Below are 20,748 nucleotides of genomic sequence, written 5' to 3'. Positions count from 1 at the left end.
AGGGAAGGAAGTATAAAAATTCAGGCTGCTGCAAGCCCTGCATCAAACTACATCAAACCGCATCAGGGCCGGTTTCGCCGGTGCGGATACGGATCACTTGTTCGATATTGCGCACGAAAATCTTGCCGTCGCCGATCTTGCCGGTGCGTGCCGCCTTGATGATGGCATCCACTGCGCGCTCGGTCAGGGCATCGTCGATCACCAGTTCGACTTTGACTTTAGGCAGGAAATCGACCACGTACTCGGCGCCGCGATACAGTTCGGTATGGCCTTTCTGACGGCCAAAACCCTTTACTTCAGTCACGGTCAGGCCGGTGACGCCGACTTCGGCGAGGGCTTCACGCACCTCATCCAGCTTGAAGGGCTTGATAACGGCAGTAATTTGCTTCATGACAACTCCTTTAGGCATTAAATATGAATCTTTACAGCATGCTTGCATCCTGGGCGGCAGCACAGCCCCACAGCCCGTTTCAAGCGCAATCTAACAGAGTATATGAAAAAAGCTGTTTGTCTATATGCGCGGATCAATAAGTCTATTTAAAACCGGCCTCGCACAACACTCTTCCGCACCAGGTTCCCATCCGCGATCCGTCAATCAGGAATCTTCGCCAGATCGTTCAGCCACACAGTCGCTTCCGAGTCGCTCGGCGCGCGCCAGTCGCCGCGCGGCGACAGCGAGCCACCGTTGCCGACCTTGGGCGCGTTCGGCACGCAGGAGCGTTTGAACTGGCTGGTACGGAAAAAGCGGTCGACGAAAATCCCCAGGTTGCGCTTGATCGCCGCCAGGTCGTACTGGTTGCGGGCTATCGCCACGTCGTCATACGGCCAGCTGCCTTTGCTCTTGTCGTGCCAGGCGGAATACGCCAGGAAAGCGACCTTGGAAGGCGTGAAGCCATAGCGCAGTATGTAGTAGAGATTAAAGTCTTGCAATTCGTAAGGGCCGATCACGTTTTCCGTGATCTGCTCCGGCTTGCCGCTGGCTTTACCTGGCACCAACTCGGGGCTGATTTCAGTGCTCAGCACATTCAGCAAGACATCGGAACCGAGATCGCCGATGGCGCCGGTTTCCGCCACCCAGCGCACCAGATGTGAAATCAGGGTCTTCGGCACGCTGGCGTTGACATTGTAGTGCGACATGTGATCGCCCACACCGTAGGTGCACCAGCCCAGCGCCAGCTCGCTCAGGTCGCCGGTGCCGATGACAATCGCATGATGATGATTGGCGAGGCGGAACAGATGGTTGGTGCGCTCGCCGGCCTGGACGTTTTCAAAGGTGATGTCGTACTGCTCCTGGCCGGTGGCGTAGGGATGGCCGAGGTCTTTCAGCATTTGCAGGCAGCTTGGACGGATGTCGATTTCCGCCGCCGTGCTGCCAACCACTTGCATCAGTTGTCGCGCCTGCTGCAAGGTGCGGTCGCTGGTGGCAAAGCCGGGCATGGTATAGGCCAGGATATTGGCACGCGGCAGGTTCAGGCGATCCATGGCTTTGGCGCAAACCAGCAAGGCGTGGGTCGAATCCAGGCCACCCGAAACACCGATCACGACCTTGCTGATCTTGCTGGCCGAGAGCCGTTGCACCAGCGCCTGCACCTGGATGTTGTAGACCTCGGTACAGCGTTCATCGCGCCGCTTGATATCCGCCGGCACGTAAGGGAAACGCTCGACGCTGCGCGCCAGCGGCAAGGCCTGGTCCAGCGGCAGGTCCAACGCAAAACGTTGTACCGTGAATTTGGCGACTTCTCCCGCATGGCGCCGTACCGACTGGCCGAAGGTGGTCTGGTGCATGCGCTCGCGCGACAAGCGTTCCAGGTCGACATCGGCAAAAATGATGTGCGACGTATCCAGGAAGCGTTCCGATTCCGCCAGCAACTCGCCGTTTTCATAGATCAGCCCTTGGCCATCCCACGCCAGGTCGGTCGACGACTCGCCCTTGCCGGCCGAAGTGTATAAATATGCCGACAGGCAGCGCGCGGATTGCTGCGCAACCAGTTGATGGCGATAGCCCGACTTGCCGACCAGTGCGTTGGACGCGGAGAGATTCACCAGCACGCTGGCGCCGGCCAGCGCCGCAAACGACGAGGGCGGAATCGGCACCCAGACGTCTTCGCAAATCTCGATATGGAAACGCAGCAGCGGCAGGTTGGCCACCTCGAACAGCTGGGAGGGGCCGAATGGCACGCTGGCGCCCAGCAATTGAATCTCGCTCACCGCCGTATTTTCAGCAGGGCTGAACTGACGTAATTCGTAAAATTCGCCGTAATTGGGCGGATAGCTTTTTGGCACAATGCCCTGGATGCGGCCACCGGCAATCACAGCGGCGCAGTTGAACAGCTGATGCTCGACCCGCAACGGCAGACCGACGATCATCGCCAGCGAGAGTTCCGCCGAAGCGGCCACGACTTCGCCCAGCGCCGTTTCGCAAGCGTCCAGCAAAGCCCGTTGATGGAACAGGTCGTCGCAGGTATAGGCAGACAAACCCAGTTCCGGAAACGCTACCAGCACGGCGCCTTGCCGCTCGGCCTGTTTAGCCAGCTTGATGGTTTCGGCGGCATTAAAGGCCGGGTCAGCCACCCGGCAATTCGGGATGGCCACGGCGACGCGCGCGAAATCATGGGAGTAAAGGTTCAGAAATTTGTTCATTGTCATCATTCTTCCTGCGCTCTGCTTGATGCTTTCAATTATCGCATGCCATGGCCTCTGGTGCCCCAGGCTCGGGAAGACGCGGCAGACCTGTGGCGTCGGTGCTAAACTTCACGTTTTCGCCCTCCACATTCACGATTCGTCCAGTCCTTGACTAATAAAACAACAGAGCAGACGGCAGGCAAGTTCGCCACCCGCATCGTTGCTTCCCTGAGCGAAGTCGGCCAGGCGGCATGGGACGCACTGCTAGGCTTGCAGGCCGACGCCAATCCATTCCTGTCATTTGCCTTTTTGCACGCCCTGCATGAAAGCGGCAGCGCCTCGGAAAAATCAGGCTGGCAGCCGCAATACATCACTTTGTGGGACGAGGCGGAGCAGCTGGTCGCCGCCCTGCCCTTGTATGTCAAATATCATTCCTACGGTGAATACGTGTTCGATTGGGCCTGGGCCGACGCCTATCAGCGCAACGGCCTGGAATACTATCCCAAACTGCTGTCGGCGATTCCGTTTACGCCGGTGACCGGCGGCCGCTTGCTGGCGCGCGACGAAGCGGCGCGGACGGCGCTGATCAAGGTACTGCAATCGCTGCGGCGAGATACCCAGACCTCTTCCACCCATATCCTGTACCCGCCTGCCGAGCAAGCCGGCGCCCTGCAACAAGCCGGCTTCATGCTGCGCAGCGGCGTCCAGTTTCACTGGCTGAATCCGGGCTATCGCGATTTCAACCAGTTTCTCGACACGCTGGAACGCAAGAAACGCAAGAACATCGTCGCCGAGCGGCGCAAGGTGGCCGAGGCCGGCGTCAGACTGCGCCGCATACGTGGCGCCGATGCCAGCGAGGCAGACTGGGCATTTTTCAACCGCTGCTACGCGCAAACCTACGCCGAGCACCGCTCTACGCCCTATCTGAACCTGGATTTCTTCCTGCGGATAGGCGCCGGCATGCCGCAAAACATCCTGCTGATCGTAGCCGAACGTGAGGGCCGGCCGATCGCATCTTCGTTGCTGATCCATACCGATCAGACTTTGTACGGACGTTATTGGGGAGCACTGGAATTCGTGCCTTGCCTGCATTTTGAAACGGCCTATTACCAACCACTGGAATTTTGCATCGAACAGAAAATCGCCTGCTTTGAAGGTGGCGCACAAGGCGAGCACAAGATGGCGCGCGGCTTCTTGCCGCAGAAAACCTGGTCGGCGCATTGGCTGGCGCATCCGGGCTTTGCCGATGCCGTGGCGAACTTCCTGGAACGCGAATCCGACGGCATCGAAAGTTATATGGACGAGTTGAATGACCGCAATCCGTTCCGAGCACAGTAAAGATCCGGTTTTTCCAACAAGCTAGCGCACCCTAGAGAAGAGCCATGCAATCCACCGACATCCTGCTTGCCTTGCTGACCGTCTTGATCTGGGGCATGAACTTTGTCGTGATCAAAATCGGCCTGGCCGGCTTGCCGCCGCTTCTGTTTTCGGCGCTGCGTTTTGTCTTTGCAGCGCTGCCCCTGGTGTTTTTCATCAAGCGTCCGGCGATTCCGTGGTGGCTGCTGATCGGCTTCGGGCTGTTCCAGTTCGCACTGCAGTTTTCCTTGCTGTTCTCCGGCATGCAGCTTGGCATAGGTGCCGGCCTGGCATCGCTGGTGATACAGCTGCAAGCGTTTTTTACGATCGGGCTGGCGGTGTTGCTGCTGGGTGAGCGGCCATTGATGACGCAATTGCTGGGAGCGTTGGTGGCGCTGGCCGGGATGCTGCTGGTCGCCACCCATCTGGAAGCCAAAACCACCATGATCGGCTTTTTGCTGGTGATAGCCGCCGGCTTGAGCTGGGCCAGCGCCAACATCGTCACCAAGAAAATCGGCAAAATCAATCCGCTGGCGCTGATGGCCTGGGGTTCGCTGATGGCAGCGCCGCCTTTGCTGCTGGCCTCAGCCATACTGGAAGGCACGGCCGCATGGTACAACGCCTTTCTCCACTTTGGCTGGGCCTCGGTCGCGGCGGTGTTTTATCAATCCTATCCCAACACTATCCTGGGCTACGGCATCTGGACCATCCTCATGCGCAAATACGCTGCCGCCACCGTCGCGCCGTTCTCGCTGCTGGTGCCGCTGGTGGGCATGCTGAGTGCGGCCATCTTGCTGGGTGAATCGCTGCAATGGTGGAAAATCGTGGCGGGCTTGCTGGTGCTTGCCGGGCTCGCCTTGAACCTGTTCGGCGCGCGCCTGATGCGACTGATGAAAACTGCCAAACCATGAAAAAAGCGCACCGAAGTGCGCTTTTTATCGAACACCCGATCCGCTCCGGCGGCTCAGGGTTTAAGCAAATCAAGCCTCAAGCGATTTCTTGTACGCTTCTACGCCGGCCAGAATTTCCTTGCGCGCTTCGTCAGGACCGAACCAGCCGTCGATCTTGACCCATTTGCCTTTTTCCAGATCTTTGTAGTGCTCGAAGAAATGCTGGATCTGCTTCAGGCGCAGTTCGTTCATGTCTTCCGGCTTTTGCCAGTGGGTGTAGATGCTCAGGACCTTGTCGACCGGCACCGCCAGCAGCTTGGCATCCTGGCCGGCTTCGTCCGACATCTTCAACACGCCAACCGGGCGGCAACGCACCACCACGCCCGGGAACAGCGGGAACGGCGTGATCACCAGCACATCAACCGGATCGCCGTCTTCCGACAGGGTTTGCGGGATGTAGCCGTAGTTGCATGGGTAATGCATCGCAGTACCCATGAAGCGGTCGACAAAAATCGCGCCGGATTCCTTGTCGACTTCGTATTTGATCGGATCGGCATTCATCGGGATTTCGATGATGACGTTGAAATCGTTTGGCAAATCGCGCCCGGCCGATACTTGATTCAGACTCATGGTGTGCTCTCGTCAATAATTAAAAAATTTGCTACTGCCTTCGCAACCCGAAATTATAACGGCTGCAGGGCTTATCGTGCGATGCAACATCGACGGTTGTGCAGATGTTGGCAAGAGACAATCGAAAATATGTGATCTAAAAAGCAATTTTTCAAGAAAACTCAGGTTCTGACGGCTTTGGACTCAGTCCGGCTATCTTGCGTGTTACTTCTTTTCCTTGCCAGGTTCTTTAGTCTTGATGTTGCAGTTTTCTCTCAAAAACTTCATGGCGCGGGTGTATTTGGGATCGCTGTCGTCGACCAGATATTCCTCTGCGTCCGGCAAGAACTCATCGCTCCACAAGGACAACAGATTGTCCTTGATCTCAAACGGTGCCGAGTTCTTGATAAAGGTCGAGACCGCGTCGTTATCGAAGCCATGCTGGCGGACCTGGCGGATCATTGCCCTCGCCTCGCTCTCCGAGACGGTGGTTTTGGGTTTGGCGCCGGCGGCGATACACATGAAGATGGTGAGCCGGGAGTACGGATCTTCCTTGCCCTTGGTGACTTTATGCCACTCCTTGGATACCAGCGCATCGAAATCGCCGATGTCCTCCATGTCGCTTTCCTGCACGAAGTAGCGCGCCTCGACCAGATTCAGCAAAACATCCAGCGCCATCGTGGCATCTGCCATCAAAGGCGCATCGTGTTTTTCGATTTCGCGCCGGATTTTCTCTGCTATGTCCAGATATTCCGGCGGCAAGTCACCCAGTATTTTCTTGGGAAGCTTCAACTTCCCGCCGGCCACGCTTTTAGTGCGGATGGCGTCGATCAGCCTGGCGAATTCGATCCGGTTGGGAAATGCGCCTCCCTGGCCGAGACGAACCAGCAGCGCAGTACGGATGATGGTTTCCGCGCCGACAAAATCGAGCGACGATTGTGGCAGACCCATGCTTTTGGCGAACCACAGCGCCGCAGCAATCGTGGCCGCGGCATCTTCGCGCGCCTGGCGTTCTTTCCGATAGGCGTTCAGGGAAAACGGTTTTGCCAGCGTGCGCTCATCCTGGAATTCCTTGACCGGCTGCGCCTTGGTGTCGCCGATGATGGCCGACTCCGGCATCGCATGCAGCGCTTTCAACATCTCGTTGCCGCCGCGCGAATGGGACAGGAAGGTATTGTCGCGCAGAGACTCGGCCGCCTTGCGCAGGTCGCCGCTATAGGTGTGCTCAAGGTATAGGCTGACCAGATTGACGATACGCTGGCGCGCATTCTCAAGATCGGTATGCAGGTGGCTGGTGCCGAAATGCGCCGCAACCTGCACCGTGCCCTTGGCGCCATCGACGACGATCGCGCGGCATTTTTCCTGGTCGAGGATGTGATTCTGCAGGCCAAAACTAAGCGCCTTTTCGAAAAAAGGACGCTTATCGATTATTTCGATATGCCGGTTGTTGTCGGACATGGGGTACGGTAGGTAGAAGAGTTAACACAGTGCCGATGATGCGGCAGAAGCAATTCGAGACTGGCTTACAGCGCGGATTCCTCGCCGTCGTCGACCGCAGTTGCCGGCGGGTCGCCAGCTGTATTCGCCTTGCGCACCTTCGGCTCGAGCTTTTCCTGTTCCAGCAATTCCAGCTCGGCTTCGCGCCGCTGGCGCTCTTTGACCTGCTTTTTCAGCACCGGCCAGATTTGTTCGAACATGTCTTCGTGCTCATGCTTGAGCAGCCAGGTCAGTTCTTTCCAGTCGCGGTCGCTGACTTCGGATTTTTCGACCACGTCGCGCTCTTCCGTACGGTTGACGTTGAAGGTGTCGTAGGTCACGAAATGCACCACTTCTTCGTCGCGGTCCGAGAGGTAGTCGATCAGCGCTTCGCAGCCGCCGTCGACATCGCCAATGGCCTCGATGAAGTCGCCGGTTTGGGTGTCGTCGCGGAACAGCACCGCGTTGACCATGCCGCGCAGACGCACATGCGTATGGTCGCCATACAGCCGTTCCATGACGACCGCACGAGCGAATTGCTCCGGCGTCACCAGCAGGTTGACGACCGACTCTTTCGAGCTGTCGTATTCGCGAATGACGGCCAGCAGATCTTTGGGCGGCAAGGTATCCAGCGCGGCGACCAAGGCGTAATCGCCTTCGGTTTCAGCCAGGCTGACCAGCGCGAATTCGGCGCCGGCGATATCGCCGTTACGGATCAGGTTTGCTGCTTTTACTACTAGCGCGTTTGTCATGAAATCACTATGTCAAAAAAAATCTAAAATATCCGGCAGCAGCGTTTAACCGAGACGTTCAAAGCCCTGCTCGGCGAGCCAGTCGGCGCCTTCTGTTTCCAGATCGCTGCCGTCATTGTCGTCATCGTCGCGTTCCACGCCTTCAATCGCATCATCCGACTGGTCGTCAGCAGCTTGGCTGCCATATGCGCCGTTGTAGTTGCCGTTGCTTTTCTCGTGCAGGTACTCAAGGCAGACCGTCGTGATCAGGAAGCGCTCGCCGCCGGCTTCTTGCAAGGCGATGTCCGCCAGCTTTTGCGCCCACGACTCGAACTGCACCGCATCGGCGACATCTGCCCAGGATGGAAACTCTTCCGGCTCGTCGCCCAGCAGCAGCAGCAACGTCTGCGGATTGGTGAAGTCGATGCCGCCGTGGAAGGCGACCGCGACCATTTCCGGATCGGTGTCGATCATCGGCATCATCAAGGCGAACTGGGAGCGCTTGCTTTTCAGACGCGATGTCAGGATGTCGTTGCCCTCGGAATCGCTTTGCAGGTCTTCAATTTCGGCTTGGTAAGCCTTGGTCAAGTCTTCAAAAAACTGGGAAAGCATCATTGCGAAACCTTGTTCATATAAGTGGTCCAGATTTGTTCGGCCGTTTCCAGCGGGTTTTCCAGCAGGCTGCGACGCCGGTTTTCATCGTAATCTTGTCGCTTCACCGCATCCGACAGCAGGTCGTAGGCTTCCTGCACTTCACGAAACTGCGCAGGCGCACTGGGCGACGTATTTTTATCGGGGTGAAACTCTGAAGCTTTCTTGCGATAGGCGTTTTTTATCGCGCTGGTCGACGCATCACTGTCTATGCCGAGAACGGCGTAATAATCCTTCATGCGTCCTCACATGTTGCGTTGCGGCCATCGGCGGCCATTGTAATGTTACTTTTGGATTGCCTGCTGAGTAAGAGTTGCCGTCATGACATCTGACAAGCGCAGACTCTTAAGAAAAGACTGCGGAGGATACACCAGCTGCGAGAGTAAGTCGATGGTTCCAGGTGAATAACGCGCTGCTGGCAGCAATTTGTCAAGCACAAAGTTCAAACAAAGAAAAATCCGGTCCACCAAAAACACGGAAGGCACAGCAAAAGCCAGGTTTGTTTCCTTGAGTTTGCGCTTAGGCGTTGTTTGTCGCGCGGTGAAGTTTACCGAAAAACCACACGAGCCATACGATAGCGTAGTGTGTTCTTTCCAGTGCTCGATAATGCCAAATACCGTTCCATATGTCGATGAAATCGCAAAACATCGACATATTATATTGACGTGTCCCTGCTGGCGACATATGCTGAAAACATGTCGTAATAATCAATTTTTGAGAACATGATCAATACCCAGTCCATCTGGCGAGCAGACACTCCCTATAACGATCTACCTGAGATCCCGCCCTTGATTGAGCTGGAAACCAAGGCCGTGCTGAAGCGCTGTATCACCGCGCGTGCCGCACTGGCCGAGCTCAAACAGGCCGCCGAACTCATTCCTAACCAGACAATGCTTATTAACACCATCCCGTTACTGGAAGCCAAAGACAGTTCCGAGATTGAAAACATCATTACTACCAGCGACCTACTGTTTCAGTATGCCGATGGCGGCGGGAATCTAGCTGATGGCCCCACAAAAGAGGCTTTGCGCTACCGCACGGCATTGCAACAAGGCTTTCAGTCACTGCAGACGCGCCCATTGTGCACCACTACGGCAGTGGAAATCTGCCGGACGCTGAAAGCGGCAGATATGGACATACGCCGCGTTCCCGGCACCCAACTGACTAACCACCTCACCGGCGAGGTGATTTATACACCCCCGGAAGGCGAGGCTCAAATCAGGGATCTACTGGCCAACTGGGAGCGTTTTCTACATAACGACATAGACATTGAACCGCTCATTCGGATGGCCGTAGGTCACTACCAATTTGAAGCCATACACCCTTTTGCCGATGGCAATGGCCGCACCGGACGTGCGATTAATATCCTGTTTCTCATTCAGCAAAATTTACTGACGCTGCCGATTCTTTACCTTAGCCGCTATATCATCGCCAACAAAGCCGATTACTATCGCCTGCTGCACGGCGTCACCCGCGAACAAGCTTGGGAGCCTTGGCTGCTATACATGCTGAAAGCGGTGGAAGAAACCGCTTGCTGGACCACCGCCAAGATTGCGGCCATCCGCAATTTGGTAGAAATCACAGTCGCTCACGTTAAAACACAGTTGCCAAAAATTTACAGCCGTGAGTTGGTGGACGTTATCTTTGAACAGCCGTATTGCCGTATCGGCAACCTGGTAGACAAGCAAATCGCACAACGTCAGGCAGCCTCGCGCTACTTGAAAGAATTAGTGTCTGTAGGTGTATTGCGTGAAACCCAAATCGGCAAGGAAAAATTTTTCATTCATCCCAAACTCATGCAATTACTCATTCGTGACGATAATGCCATTTCACCTTACTGAGTTTGTTGACTTACACGTGGAACTGATCCGTTCTTGCATTCAGCGTTGACCCAATTCTACGGCAGTAATTTCACCTCCGATTTCAAAAGACACATCTTCCGTGTCAACTTACGCCGTTTGATGCAACGACGCAGCACAGCATTCAGTTTACCAGCTTGCATGTATTCCTGTTTTGTCTTATATTTCAGTAATTACTGAAAATTCAAAAATCATGCACACCATCCCCCCCGCCAATATCACCGGAGCAAGCGCCCCGCTCACTCCTCTGACGCCACTGACTCAGCGCTTCATCTCGCACTTCGGCGAAATGGGCAGCCGCTGGGGCATTAATCGCACCGTGGGCCAGATTTATGCGTTACTTTATGTGCTGGGACAGCCGTTGAATGCTGACCAGATTGCCGAGTACCTGACGTTCTCGCGCTCCAACGTCAGCATGGGCCTGAAAGAATTGCAATCGTGGCGCCTGGTCAAGCTGTTGCACCACCCCGGCGATCGCCGTGAGTATTTCGAACCGCCGAAAGATATCTGGGATATTTTCAAGACCTTGCTGGAAGAACGCCGGCGCCGTGAGATTGAGCCGACCCTGTCGATGTTGCGCGATGCGTTGCTGGAAAATCCTGCCAACGAGAGCGACAAGCAGGCGCAGCAGCGGATGCGGGAAATGTACAACCTGATCGAATTATCCAGTTCCTGGTTTGACGATGTGCAGCGCCTCTCGCCGGAAACCCTGGCTTCGCTGATGAAGATGGGTTCCAAGGTCAAGAAGCTGCTGGATGTACGCGACAAATTCCGCATGCCTGGCTCGGGCAGCAAGACCAAGAGCGGCAGCGATCACCCCGATGTGCACCAGAACGCTAAGCTGAAGGAGTAGACGCCCTATGTCTTTCGCCTTGACCAAACGCTTCACGCGCTTGCCGCTGGCAGTCGAGATCACCCTCATCCTGGTGGTGAAGATTGCTTTGCTGACCGTACTTTGGAAAGCTTTCTTCTCCGAGCCGCAAACAAAAAAAATGCGCATGCCCACCGAGCAGGTGGAACAACACTTCCTCAACGCGCAGCCTGCCGCCATCCCTTCCCACCTTTCCCCTTCAGAGGCCCGCCAATGATTCCTATCGATGAAGTCGTCGCTCTTTCTCGCCTGCAGTTCGCGGCGACCGCGATGTTCCATTTCCTGTTCGTACCGCTCACCTTGGGGCTGGCGTGGATCCTGGTCATCATGGAATCGGTCTATGTGATGACCGGCAGCCCGATCTACAAGGACATGACGCGCTTCTGGGGCAAGCTGTTCGGCATCAACTTCGCCATGGGGATCGCCACCGGCATCACCCTGGAATTCCAGTTCGGCACCAACTGGTCTTATTATTCGCACTATGTCGGCGACATCTTCGGCACACCGCTGGCGATCGAGGGGATGATGGCCTTCTTCCTGGAATCGACCTTCGTCGGCCTGTTCTTCTTTGGCTGGGACCGCCTGTCGCGGGTCCAGCATTTGCTGATCACTTTCCTGGTGGCGCTCGGCTCAAGCCTCTCGGCATTGTGGATCCTGATCGCCAATGGCTGGATGAACAATCCGGTCGGCGCCGAGTTCAACTATGAAACCATGCGCATGGAGCTGACCAGCATCGTCGACGTCATCTTCAATCCGGTGGCGCAGGTCAAGTTCGTGCACACGCTGTCGGCCGGTTATGTCGCCTCCTCGATGTTCGTGCTCGGCATCTCGGCCTTTTATCTGCTGCGCGGACGCGACACCGCGTTCGCCCTGCGCTCGTTTGCGATCGCAGCCGGCTTCGGCCTGGCCGCGACCTTATCCGTGATCGTTCTCGGCGACGAGTCGGGTTACACCGCTGGCGAAGTCAACAAGGTCAAGCTGGCGGCGATGGAAGCCGAATGGCATACCGAACCGGCGCCGGCCGGCATCACCGTGGTCGGCTGGCCGAACGAAAAAGAGCAACGCACCGATTACGCCATCAAGATTCCCTATGTGCTGGGCTTGATCGGCACCCGCTCCGCGGATAAGCAGATCACCGGCATCCAGGACTTGAAGAAAGAGCATGAGGTGCGCATCCGCAACGGCATGCTGGCGTATGCCGCGCTGACCCGCCTCAAATCCGGCGACAAGTCACCTGAAGCAATTGCCGACTTCGACAAATTGAAAAACGATCTCGGCTACGGTTTGCTACTGAAAAAATACACGCCGAAGGTGATCGACGCCACGCCCGAACAAATCGCCATGGCGGTCAACGACACCTTCCCGAAAATCGCGCCGATGTTCTGGTCGTTCCGGCTGATGGTCGGACTGGGCATGTTGTTCCTGTTCATCTTCTCTTGCTCGTTCTACTTCCTGATCCGCAAGCAGCTGGCCAAGCAGCGCTGGTTGCTGCGCCTGGCGGTGTACAGCATTCCTTTGCCATGGGTCGCCATCGAACTGGGCTGGCTGCTGGCGGAATACGGCCGCCAGCCATGGACCATCTCGGGCGTGTTGCCGACCCATCTGTCGGCCTCGACCCTGCAACCTGGCAACTTGTACTTCAGCCTGGCAGGCTTCCTCGGCTTCTATGGTTTCCTGTTCATTATTGAAATGATACTGATGGTGAAATACGCCCGCCGCGGCCCGAGCAGCCTGCATACCGGCAAGTACCACTGGGAGCGGCTGGAACAGTCGTCCGTCATCACTGGCACCATCGACACCACCGCCAAGGCATAAGGGGAAACCACAATGTTTGATTATGAAACCTTAAAGATCATCTGGTGGGGCTTTGTCGGCGTATTGCTGATCGGCTTCGCACTGACCGACGGCTTCGATTTCGGCGTCGGCATGATGCTGCCCTTCATCGGCAAGACCGATGCCGAACGGCGGGTAGTGATCAATTCGATCGGCAGCACCTGGGAAGGCAACCAGACCTGGTTCATCACCGCCGGCGGCGCGATTTTTGCGGCCTGGCCATTGGTCTACAGCGCGGCGTTTTCGGGCTTCTATGTGGCCCTGATGCTGCTGCTGTTTTCGCTGTTCTTCCGCCCGGTCGGCTTTGACTACCGCAGCAAGGTAGCCGACACGCGTTGGCGCAACGCCTGGGACTGGGGCCTGTTCGCCGGCGGTTTCGTGCCGCCGCTGATTTTCGGCGTGGCCTTCGGCAACCTGTTCCTCGGCGTGCCGTTCCACTACGACGACACCATGCGGGTCGAATACACCGGCAACTTCTTCCAGCTGTTGAACCCGTTCGGTTTGCTGGCCGGCTTGCTGAGCGTAGCCATGTTGCTGATGCACGGCGCGGCTTACCTGCAGGTCAAGACCGATGCCTTGATTGCTCAACGCGCCCGCGGCGTCGCCAAGGTTGCAGGTTTGGTGACGGCGCTGCTGTTCATCGCCGGCGGTTTCTGGGTAGCGTTCGGCATCCACGGCTACCGCATCACCGGCATGCCGGATCCGAATAGCGCCTTCATGCCGATCGTCAAGACCGTGACCACGGTCAACGGCGCCTGGTTCGACAACTATGCGCGCTGGCCTGCGATCTGGGCGTTGCCGCTCATCGCCGTCGCCGGCGCCTTGCTGTGCGTGCTGTTCAGCGCGACCAACAAAGCCATGGCAGCGTTCCTCTCCAGCGGCTTCTGCGTCACCGCCATCATCCTGACCGCAGGGGCGTCGTTGTTCCCGTTCATCATGCCGTCTTCGCTGGATCCCAACAGCAGCCTGACGATCTGGGATGCGGTATCGAGCCACAAGACGCTCGGCATCATGTTCTGGGTGGTGGTCATCATGCTGCCGATCATCCTGCTGTACACCACCTGGGTTTACCGGGTCATGCGCGGCAAGGTTACCTTGCAGCACATCGAAGATAACGAACACACCGCTTACTGAGCCAGGTAAGCCACGATCAGATACAGGAGAAAATTATGTGGTATTTCGCATGGATACTAGGGGTCGGCCTGGCGCTGGCTTTCGGCATCATCAACGTCATGTGGCTGGAGGCCAACTACGCCTTCGGCAGCCGCGACGAAGAAACCACCCGCGAGCGCTTTGAAAGCGCAGCTGCCGAGTATGAACAAACCCGGAACCGCAAAAAATGAACGGCGCCGCCATTGCCGTAGCCCCCGAAGCCGGCTGCCGGGCGCTCCTGCCGGGCCATGACTTTGTCGACGCTTACCAGGTTGTGGTCCATTTTCCAGGCCTGGAGGCGCGGCCAGCGGCGGACGCCATCATCAAGCATCCGCCCGGCTGGATCAAACAGCTGATGGCGACGCGCAACGGGGTGGTCAGGCTGTTCCGACTGAAGACGGTTGAGATAGGAGTGGATGATCCGCGCTCGTCACAGCGTACGGTAGGCGGTTTCCCCCTCGTTGCGCAATCGCCGCAGGAAGTGGTGTTGGGATTCGACGACAAGCACCTGGATTTCAGGATCAGCGTGACGGTGCTGCAAGGTCCGGCCGCCACCCAAGTGACCGTCTCCACGGTGGTCAAGACCAACAATCTGCTGGGACGCGTCTATCTGGCTGCAGTGATGCCGTTCCATCGCGTGATTGTGCGCCATCTGCTGGAACACGCCAGATTCAACCAGCATCAACCCTGACGCCATACGGTTGGATTTCAACGCAAATTCAACTTACGGTACACCGTATTGCGCGACACGCCCAGCGCTTTGGCGGTAGCGGAAACGTTGCCGCCGCTGGCTTCAAATGCCTTCTTGACGGCGCTCAGCGCCAGATCTTCCAGGCTGCCGCTATGACTGTCCGCAGGCGAGGAGAATTCAAGCTCTCGCACATCCTCCAGGAAATCGTCCGGCAAATGCTCCAACCTGATCACCCGGTCTGCGCCGGCCATGACTACCGCCGTCCTGAGAAGATTGCTCAATTGTCTGAAATTGCCGGGCCAGCTGTGGCGATGGAACAATGCCATAATCTCGGGATCGACACTACAGCAAGGCTCGCCGTCAGGCTCTTCCAGCAATAATTTTTTGACGATGACATCAAGATCCGAGCGCTCGCGCAACGCCGGCAGTTTTACCACCAGCCCGTTCAGGCGGTAGTACAAATCCTCCCGAAACAGATTGGCGGCAATCAGCTCGCGCAAATTGCGGTTGGTGGCGCAGATCAGCGCCAGGTTGACCGGGATCGATTTGGTGCTGCCCAGCGGCGTCACCATGCGCTCCTGCAAGACGCGCAGCAAGCGCGCTTGCAAAGCCAGCGGCATATCGCCGATTTCATCCAGGAACAGGGTGCCGCCATTGGCCTGCAAAATCTTGCCCTGCCCACCCTTTTTCCTGGCGCCGGTAAAGGCTCCCTCCTCATAACCGAACAGTTCCGATTCGATCAGCGTTTCCGGGATCGAGGCGCAATTGACGGCGACGAATGCGCTGTTCTTGCGCGGCGAATCGTTGTGGATCGCCTGCGCCAGCAATTCCTTGCCGGTGCCGGTCTCGCCAGTGATCAGAATCGGGATATCGCGCCCTCTCACTTTATCGAGCTTGCCGATCAAGGCCGCCATCTGCGGATCGCCGGTATTCAAGTAGCGCAGGCTGGACAGGCGCGCCGCCGGCAATTTCGGCGTTGGTGCCGATGCCCTTGCGTCCGCGGCGGGTTGGATTTCGCTGATGTGTTGAAATACACTGTTCGACAACCGCAGTTCCGCCTTGGCATATACCCTGACGCCGCTATGCAGGCAAAGATCGAGCAAACCCGGCGCCGCCGTCCGATAGTGATCGAGCAGGGTCGACACCGGCAAGCCGAACAAAGAACTGAAGGTATGCGATTGCAATGCCGTCAACGGCAAACCGAGCTGAAACAAGGCGCTGCGATTGGCCGATAGAAAACGGCCGCCGGGTGTGAAACAGGCGATGCCCTCCATCAGGGTGCCGATGAATTCAGGCCGGCTATGAAAATGCAAAGTGACCGCATTTTCAAAGGTTGCGGTGAACAGCTGGTTCTCGATCATTTGCGCCGACATCCGCACCAGCGCCATGGTGTGCTTGTGATAGCTGTCACGGTCGCCGCTGACGTCCAGCACACCGATAATCTTGCCTTGATGGTCGAAAATCGGCGCCGCGGAACAGGTCAGAAAATGATTCGCAGACAGATAATGGGCATCGGCATGCACCGTCACCGGCATCTGCTCTTCGAGCGCAGTGCCGATGGCGTTGGTGCCCTTGCTTTGCTCCGACCAGACCACGCCCGGATTCAAGGCGACCCGTTCAGCCTTGACCAGGAAATCGTCATCGCCCAGCGCGTGCATGATGACGCCGTTGACGTCGGTCAGCAGCACCATGTTGTGCGTGTTGATGATCTGTTCGTAGAGCGTTTCCATGACCGGCAAGGCATGCGTGTACAACGCATGGTTCTGCTCCAGCAGCACAGACAGGGCAGCCGGACCGAGCGGCGCGATATCGGGCTTGTCTTGTTTTTCCAGACCATATGCAGTCGACCGCTGGTGCGATTTTTCGATCACGCCCGGATCGCCGACAACCGGCGCAAATTGCTGCGCCGGCCTACTCCACGACAGGTCACTCATTTTGTCTCCTTCAGGCGGTTTCCCCTTGCCTTTAGCATCGGGTGTTGGCGCACCTCTACAAGCATCTTCTCTCAGTCTACCTTTGAATGGCTATCGATGTGATTAATCCGATGATCGCAATCGGATCGGTAGAAAAATGAGGAAATCTGCGGGTGGAGAAGCAGGGAGTTGCAGATAAAGGCGACAGCTGGCGCTTCAGGCAAGGTTTAGCTTCAGAGCCCGCCGGACAAGCCGTGATGCGCGATCAATTGCCAGTTTGACTACCCAGCAATGGCGGCGCTTCGGCCAGCTTTGCATACTCATCATCGCTAAATAGACGTGAGCGGCTGAGAAACCTCAGGCCACTGCCATTTTCCAGGGAAAACATACCGCCGTTGCCTTGCACAACGTCGATGATCAGTTGCGTGTGTTTCCAGTATTCAAACTGGTCGGCGCCGATATAAAACGGCGTGCCGTCCAGATCGCCGAGGTAGACATCTGCATCGCCGACCTGAAATTCGCCGAGCGCATAGCACATCGGCGAACTGCCGTCGCAGCAGCCACCCGATTGAAAGAACATCACCGGACCGTGTTTGCGCCTGAGCGTGCGCAACAGATCCAGTGCGGCTTCGGTGGCGCTGACACGGGAAAGAATGGAAGGCATGATGTGGGCTCGTCGATGGCGGCAGAAGGATGGATGGATATGGTCCTGCGCCGCTACACGCGGAGCAAGACCGCAGCGGCTTTAGAAAAATCCCAAGGCGTCAGGACTGTAGCTGACCAGCAGGTTCTTGGTCTGCTGATAATGATCCAGCATCATCTTATGGTTTTCGCGGCCAATGCCGGACTGCTTGTAGCCGCCGAACGCTGCATGGGCCGGATACAGGTGATAGCAATTGGTCCAGACCCGGCCGGCCTGGATCCCGCGCCCCATGCGGAATGCGCGCGAGCCGTCGCGCGTCCACAAGCCGGCGCCGAGACCGTACAGCGTGTCGTTAGCCAGCGCCAACGCCTCTTCCTCATCCTTGAAAGTGGTGACCGACAGCACCGGACCGAAGATTTCCTCCTGGAAGATGCGCATCTTGTTATGGCCTTCGAATACGGTAGGCTCGACGTAATAGCCTGCATCGAAATCGCCGCCCAGCTGTTTGCGCGCGCCACCGATGAGCAGCTTGGCGCCCTCTTGCTTGCCGATGTCGATATACGACAGGATCTTTTCCAGCTGCTCTTGCGATGCCTGGGCGCCGATCATGGTAGCGCTGTCGAGCGGATTGCCTTGCTTGATGGCTTTGACCCGTTTTAATGCGCGCTCCATGAAGCGGTCGTAGATCGATTCCTGGATCAGCGCGCGCGACGGGCAAGTACAGACCTCGCCCTGGTTCAGCGCAAACATTGCGAAGCCTTCCAGGCATTTATCGAAATACGCATCGTCCTGGTCCATCACATCGGCAAAAAACACGTTCGGCGATTTGCCGCCCAGTTCCAGCGTCACCGGAATAATGTTTTGCGAGGCATATTGCATGATCAGGCGACCGGTGGTGGTCTCGCCGGTAAAGGCAATCTTGGCGATGCGCTTGCTAGACGCCAGCGGCTTGCCGGCTTCCAGCCCGAAACCGTTGACGATATTCAGTACGCCTGGCGGCAACAGGTCTTGCACTAGCTCGATCCAGACCATGATCGAGGCCGGCGTCTGTTCCGCCGGCTTGAGCACCACGCAATTGCCGGCGGCCAGCGCCGGCGCCAGTTTCCAGACCGCCATCAGGATCGGGAAATTCCATGGGATGATCTGGCCGACCACGCCTAGCGGCTCATGGAAATGGTAGGCGTAGGTCTGGTCGTCGATGGTCGCCACCGAGCCTTCCTGGGCCCGGATGCAAGCGGCAAAATAACGGAAATGGTCGATCGCCAGTGGAATGTCGGCGGCCGTTGTTTCGCGGATAGGCTTGCCGTTGTCGATGGTTTCCGCAATCGCCAACAATTCCAGGTTGGCTTCCATGCGGTCGGCGATCTTGTTGAGAATATTGGCGCGTTCGGCCGGCGAAGTTTTACCCCAGCTGACTTTGGCAGCGTGGGCGGCATCCAGCGCCAGCTCGATGTCTTCTGCGCTGGAACGGGCAATTTCACAGAACGTCTTGCCGATCACCGGACTGACGTTTTCGAAATATTCGCCCTTGACCGGCGCCACAAACTTGCCGCCGATGAAATTGTCGTAACGTTGCTTGAAGGGGTTGCGGGTAGCTAACTTGCTGATGTCTGCGAGATTCATGTCGTCCTCTTGCCTGGGTTGGAGTGATTGTCAGGGATTGATCCGTACAAACTACATCCAACATGGCGCAATGAACGTGCCAGCCGTTTTTCGGGTCGCTTGGCCCGTTGCGCAGCGATAGCCGGGGACATTCCGAGACATGCACCCTCCGCGGAGTGTTCAGTTATTGAACAATGACGGAACACCGCTGTTACAAAACGCAGCAGTCAAACCGGCGCCGGTTTACTAGGTTTGGGCCGCGGTTTCTGCCATGACTTCCACCGTGGCCGGGTTATCGGGGCCTTGATCGCCGGGCTGGTCGCCAGGCTCGCTGATGGCGATGGCCACCTGCTCCAGCTTGGTCACCGCCACATTCAGGGAATCGTTGATTTGCGCCTTGGTATGCGCGGGCAAGGTTTCCGCTATCTGCGCCAGCGCGCCTGCCAGATCGATGACCGCCAGCGTCAGGTCGGCAATCAGGTCGCGCTCGTTAGTCATCTTTCATCGTCCTCATCGTCGGGTATCGTCGGGTATCATGCGGGGACGGCATTATTACACTACCCGGCCAATTGCAAAACCGCCGGACGACAAAAAACGCCGGTCACTCTTGAAACATGATCTTGAACCTTCTCAACATGCATCCAAAAACATCGCTCGCCCTGTTCTGCAAAGTCGTCGACAACTACGGCGACATCGGCATCTGCTGGCGCCTGGCGCGGCAGCTGGAGCAGGAACATGGCATCGCCGTGACCTTGTGGGTGGACGATTTACGGAGTTTCCAGCGGATTTGCCCGGCCGTCTCGATCGACAGCGAGATACAGCAGATCAACGCGGTGACGGTCAAGCATTGGCGCGATCAGGACAGCGCGTTTGCCGCCGAAGAGATCGCCGATATCGTGATCGAATTTTTTGCCTGCGACATTCCGCCCGGCTATATCAAGGCAATGTCAGAGCGAACGCCGCACCCGGTGTGGTTCAACCTGGAAGGCCTGAGCGCGGAAACCTGGGTGGAAGGCTGCCACGCCCTGTCCTCGCCCCAACCACTGTCTTTGACAAAATATTTCTTCTTTCCCGGCTTCACCAGCCGTACCGGCGGCTTGCTGCGCGAATCCGGCCTGCTGCAGCAGCGCGAGGCATTCCAGCAAGATCCGCCCGCGATCGCCGCCTTTCTCGGCCAGTTCGGCGTAACGCCGGCAGAGATGGCAGCCCTGAAAATTTCCCTGTTCTGTTATCCGCAGGCCCCAGTTGCCGAGTTGTTCGCAGCATGGCAGGCCAATGCCAAGGCGATTACCTGCCTGGTGCCGGAAGGGGTTGCCAACGATGCCGTCCAGACATTTCTCGGGCAAACTGCAACCGCAGGCGCCAGCGCCACCCGCGGCGCGCTGACCATGCGCGTGCTGCCCTTTGTGCCGCAGCCGGACTACGACAAGCTGCTATGGGCCTGCGACCTGAATTTTGTGCGGGGTGAAGACTCCTTCGTCCGCGCCCAATGGGCCGGCAAGCCGTTTATCTGGCACATCTACCCGCAAGATGAAAACCTGCATCACGTCAAATTGAACGCTTTCTTGCAGGCGACCACGGCCAAAACCGCGAGTCTGATCGCCTTTTCGCTGGGCTGGAATGCTGCCGCAAAAGACACTATCGACTGGACCGATACTTGGCCGCAATTTGAAGCCGATCTATCAAAAATTGCCAATCCGTCTATTGATTGGCAGCAACAAATGTTGGCAAATGGCGACTTGGCATTCAATTTACTGAAGTTCGCCGGAACAGTTAAGCAAGAATCAAAGCAAATATAGGTTAAAATATAGGGCTAATTTTTAACGCATTTTAAAATTCAATCATACGT

General features: G+C 57.0%; 21 protein-coding genes. 10 read left to right on the top strand and 11 right to left on the bottom strand.

Features of this window, described 5'->3' with window-relative positions:
* Positions 1–52 precede the first annotated feature (52 nt).
* Both ABI171_RS17390 and ABI171_RS17385 read right to left on the bottom strand, forming a co-directional pair.
* The gene (locus ABI171_RS17390; RefSeq protein WP_038487829.1) at positions 53–391 is read right to left on the bottom strand and encodes a P-II family nitrogen regulator; all 339 of its coding nucleotides are present in this window, start codon (positions 389–391) and stop codon (positions 53–55) included.
* 200 nt (positions 392–591) lie between these two features.
* Positions 592–2,640 carry an NAD(+) synthase gene (locus ABI171_RS17385; RefSeq protein ID WP_348093789.1) on the bottom strand — a complete coding sequence of 683 codons (2,049 nt, stop codon included), beginning with the start codon at positions 2,638–2,640 and terminating at the stop codon, positions 592–594.
* Positions 2,641–2,790: 150 nt separating this feature from the next.
* Here ABI171_RS17385 and ABI171_RS17380 point away from each other — a divergent pair, with 150 nt between their 5' ends.
* Positions 2,791–3,960, top strand: coding sequence for a GNAT family N-acetyltransferase (locus ABI171_RS17380; protein ID WP_348093788.1), 1,170 nt, complete (start codon positions 2,791–2,793; stop codon positions 3,958–3,960).
* A 44-nt stretch (positions 3,961–4,004) separates the two neighbouring features.
* Positions 4,005–4,889 (top strand): EamA family transporter, encoded by an 885-nt coding sequence (locus ABI171_RS17375; protein ID WP_348093787.1) that lies wholly within the window; start codon positions 4,005–4,007, stop codon positions 4,887–4,889.
* A 69-nt stretch (positions 4,890–4,958) separates the two neighbouring features.
* On the opposite strand, the gene ppa is transcribed toward ABI171_RS17375, so the two are convergent.
* The 5 genes from ppa to ABI171_RS17350 form a co-directional block, all read right to left on the bottom strand.
* The gene (ppa, locus tag ABI171_RS17370; RefSeq protein WP_348093786.1) at positions 4,959–5,498 is read right to left on the bottom strand and encodes an inorganic diphosphatase; all 540 of its coding nucleotides are present in this window, start codon (positions 5,496–5,498) and stop codon (positions 4,959–4,961) included.
* 204 nt (positions 5,499–5,702) lie between these two features.
* Positions 5,703–6,935: a hypothetical protein gene (locus ABI171_RS17365; RefSeq protein ID WP_348093785.1), complete on the bottom strand. Its 1,233-nt coding sequence runs from the start codon at positions 6,933–6,935 to the stop codon at positions 5,703–5,705.
* 65 nt (positions 6,936–7,000) lie between these two features.
* Complete coding sequence (locus ABI171_RS17360; RefSeq protein ID WP_348093784.1) at positions 7,001–7,705, bottom strand: hypothetical protein; 705 nt, start codon at positions 7,703–7,705, stop codon at positions 7,001–7,003.
* Between the two features lie 45 nt (positions 7,706–7,750).
* Positions 7,751–8,299: a hypothetical protein gene (locus ABI171_RS17355; protein WP_348093783.1), complete on the bottom strand. Its 549-nt coding sequence runs from the start codon at positions 8,297–8,299 to the stop codon at positions 7,751–7,753.
* Entirely contained in the window at positions 8,296–8,574 is a 279-nt protein-coding gene (locus ABI171_RS17350; protein ID WP_348093782.1) for a DnaJ domain-containing protein, read from the bottom strand. The genes ABI171_RS17355 and ABI171_RS17350 overlap by 4 nt, the downstream gene beginning before the upstream one ends.
* Before the next feature lie 483 nt (positions 8,575–9,057).
* Here ABI171_RS17350 and ABI171_RS17345 point away from each other — a divergent pair, with 483 nt between their 5' ends.
* From ABI171_RS17345 to ABI171_RS17315, 7 genes are all read left to right on the top strand, one after another.
* Positions 9,058–10,176: a Fic family protein gene (locus tag ABI171_RS17345; RefSeq protein ID WP_348093781.1), complete on the top strand. Its 1,119-nt coding sequence runs from the start codon at positions 9,058–9,060 to the stop codon at positions 10,174–10,176.
* Positions 10,177–10,387: 211 nt separating this feature from the next.
* Positions 10,388–11,047, top strand: a complete 660-nt coding sequence (locus ABI171_RS17340) for a GbsR/MarR family transcriptional regulator (protein WP_348093780.1) — start codon at positions 10,388–10,390, stop codon at positions 11,045–11,047.
* A gap of 7 nt (positions 11,048–11,054) precedes the next feature.
* A complete protein-coding gene (gene cydP / locus ABI171_RS17335; RefSeq protein ID WP_348093779.1) occupies positions 11,055–11,282 on the top strand; it encodes a cytochrome oxidase putative small subunit CydP in 228 nt (75 codons plus the stop codon).
* Positions 11,279–12,880: a cytochrome ubiquinol oxidase subunit I gene (locus ABI171_RS17330; RefSeq protein ID WP_348093778.1), complete on the top strand. Its 1,602-nt coding sequence runs from the start codon at positions 11,279–11,281 to the stop codon at positions 12,878–12,880. The genes cydP and ABI171_RS17330 overlap by 4 nt, the downstream gene beginning before the upstream one ends.
* 12 nt (positions 12,881–12,892) lie before the next feature.
* Complete coding sequence (gene cydB / locus ABI171_RS17325) at positions 12,893–14,032, top strand: cytochrome d ubiquinol oxidase subunit II (protein ID WP_348093777.1); 1,140 nt, start codon at positions 12,893–12,895, stop codon at positions 14,030–14,032.
* A 35-nt stretch (positions 14,033–14,067) separates the two neighbouring features.
* Complete coding sequence (gene cydX, locus ABI171_RS17320; RefSeq protein WP_348093776.1) at positions 14,068–14,241, top strand: cytochrome bd-I oxidase subunit CydX; 174 nt, start codon at positions 14,068–14,070, stop codon at positions 14,239–14,241.
* Positions 14,238–14,741 (top strand): DUF2867 domain-containing protein, encoded by a 504-nt coding sequence (locus tag ABI171_RS17315; protein ID WP_348093775.1) that lies wholly within the window; start codon positions 14,238–14,240, stop codon positions 14,739–14,741. The genes cydX and ABI171_RS17315 overlap by 4 nt, the downstream gene beginning before the upstream one ends.
* A gap of 17 nt (positions 14,742–14,758) precedes the next feature.
* Here the strand turns inward: ABI171_RS17315 and ABI171_RS17310 are convergent, their stop codons facing one another.
* The 4 genes from ABI171_RS17310 to ABI171_RS17295 form a co-directional block, all read right to left on the bottom strand.
* Complete coding sequence (locus ABI171_RS17310) at positions 14,759–16,675, bottom strand: sigma-54-dependent Fis family transcriptional regulator (protein ID WP_348093774.1); 1,917 nt, start codon at positions 16,673–16,675, stop codon at positions 14,759–14,761.
* A 244-nt stretch (positions 16,676–16,919) separates the two neighbouring features.
* The gene (locus ABI171_RS17305; protein ID WP_348093773.1) at positions 16,920–17,318 is read right to left on the bottom strand and encodes a DUF779 domain-containing protein; all 399 of its coding nucleotides are present in this window, start codon (positions 17,316–17,318) and stop codon (positions 16,920–16,922) included.
* An 81-nt stretch (positions 17,319–17,399) separates the two neighbouring features.
* Entirely contained in the window at positions 17,400–18,920 is a 1,521-nt protein-coding gene (adh, locus tag ABI171_RS17300) for an aldehyde dehydrogenase (RefSeq protein ID WP_348093772.1), read from the bottom strand.
* A 225-nt stretch (positions 18,921–19,145) separates the two neighbouring features.
* Complete coding sequence (locus tag ABI171_RS17295; protein ID WP_348093771.1) at positions 19,146–19,397, bottom strand: hypothetical protein; 252 nt, start codon at positions 19,395–19,397, stop codon at positions 19,146–19,148.
* 137 nt (positions 19,398–19,534) lie between these two features.
* Between ABI171_RS17295 and earP the strand changes: the two genes are divergently transcribed.
* Complete coding sequence (earP, locus tag ABI171_RS17290) at positions 19,535–20,698, top strand: elongation factor P maturation arginine rhamnosyltransferase EarP (protein ID WP_348093770.1); 1,164 nt, start codon at positions 19,535–19,537, stop codon at positions 20,696–20,698.
* The last annotated feature ends 50 nt before the right edge of the window (positions 20,699–20,748 follow it).

The sequence above is a fragment of the Collimonas sp. genome (assembly GCF_039923675.1).
Classification (GTDB): domain Bacteria; phylum Pseudomonadota; class Gammaproteobacteria; order Burkholderiales; family Burkholderiaceae_D; genus Collimonas.
This window is presented reverse-complemented; position numbering and strand designations above follow the sequence as displayed.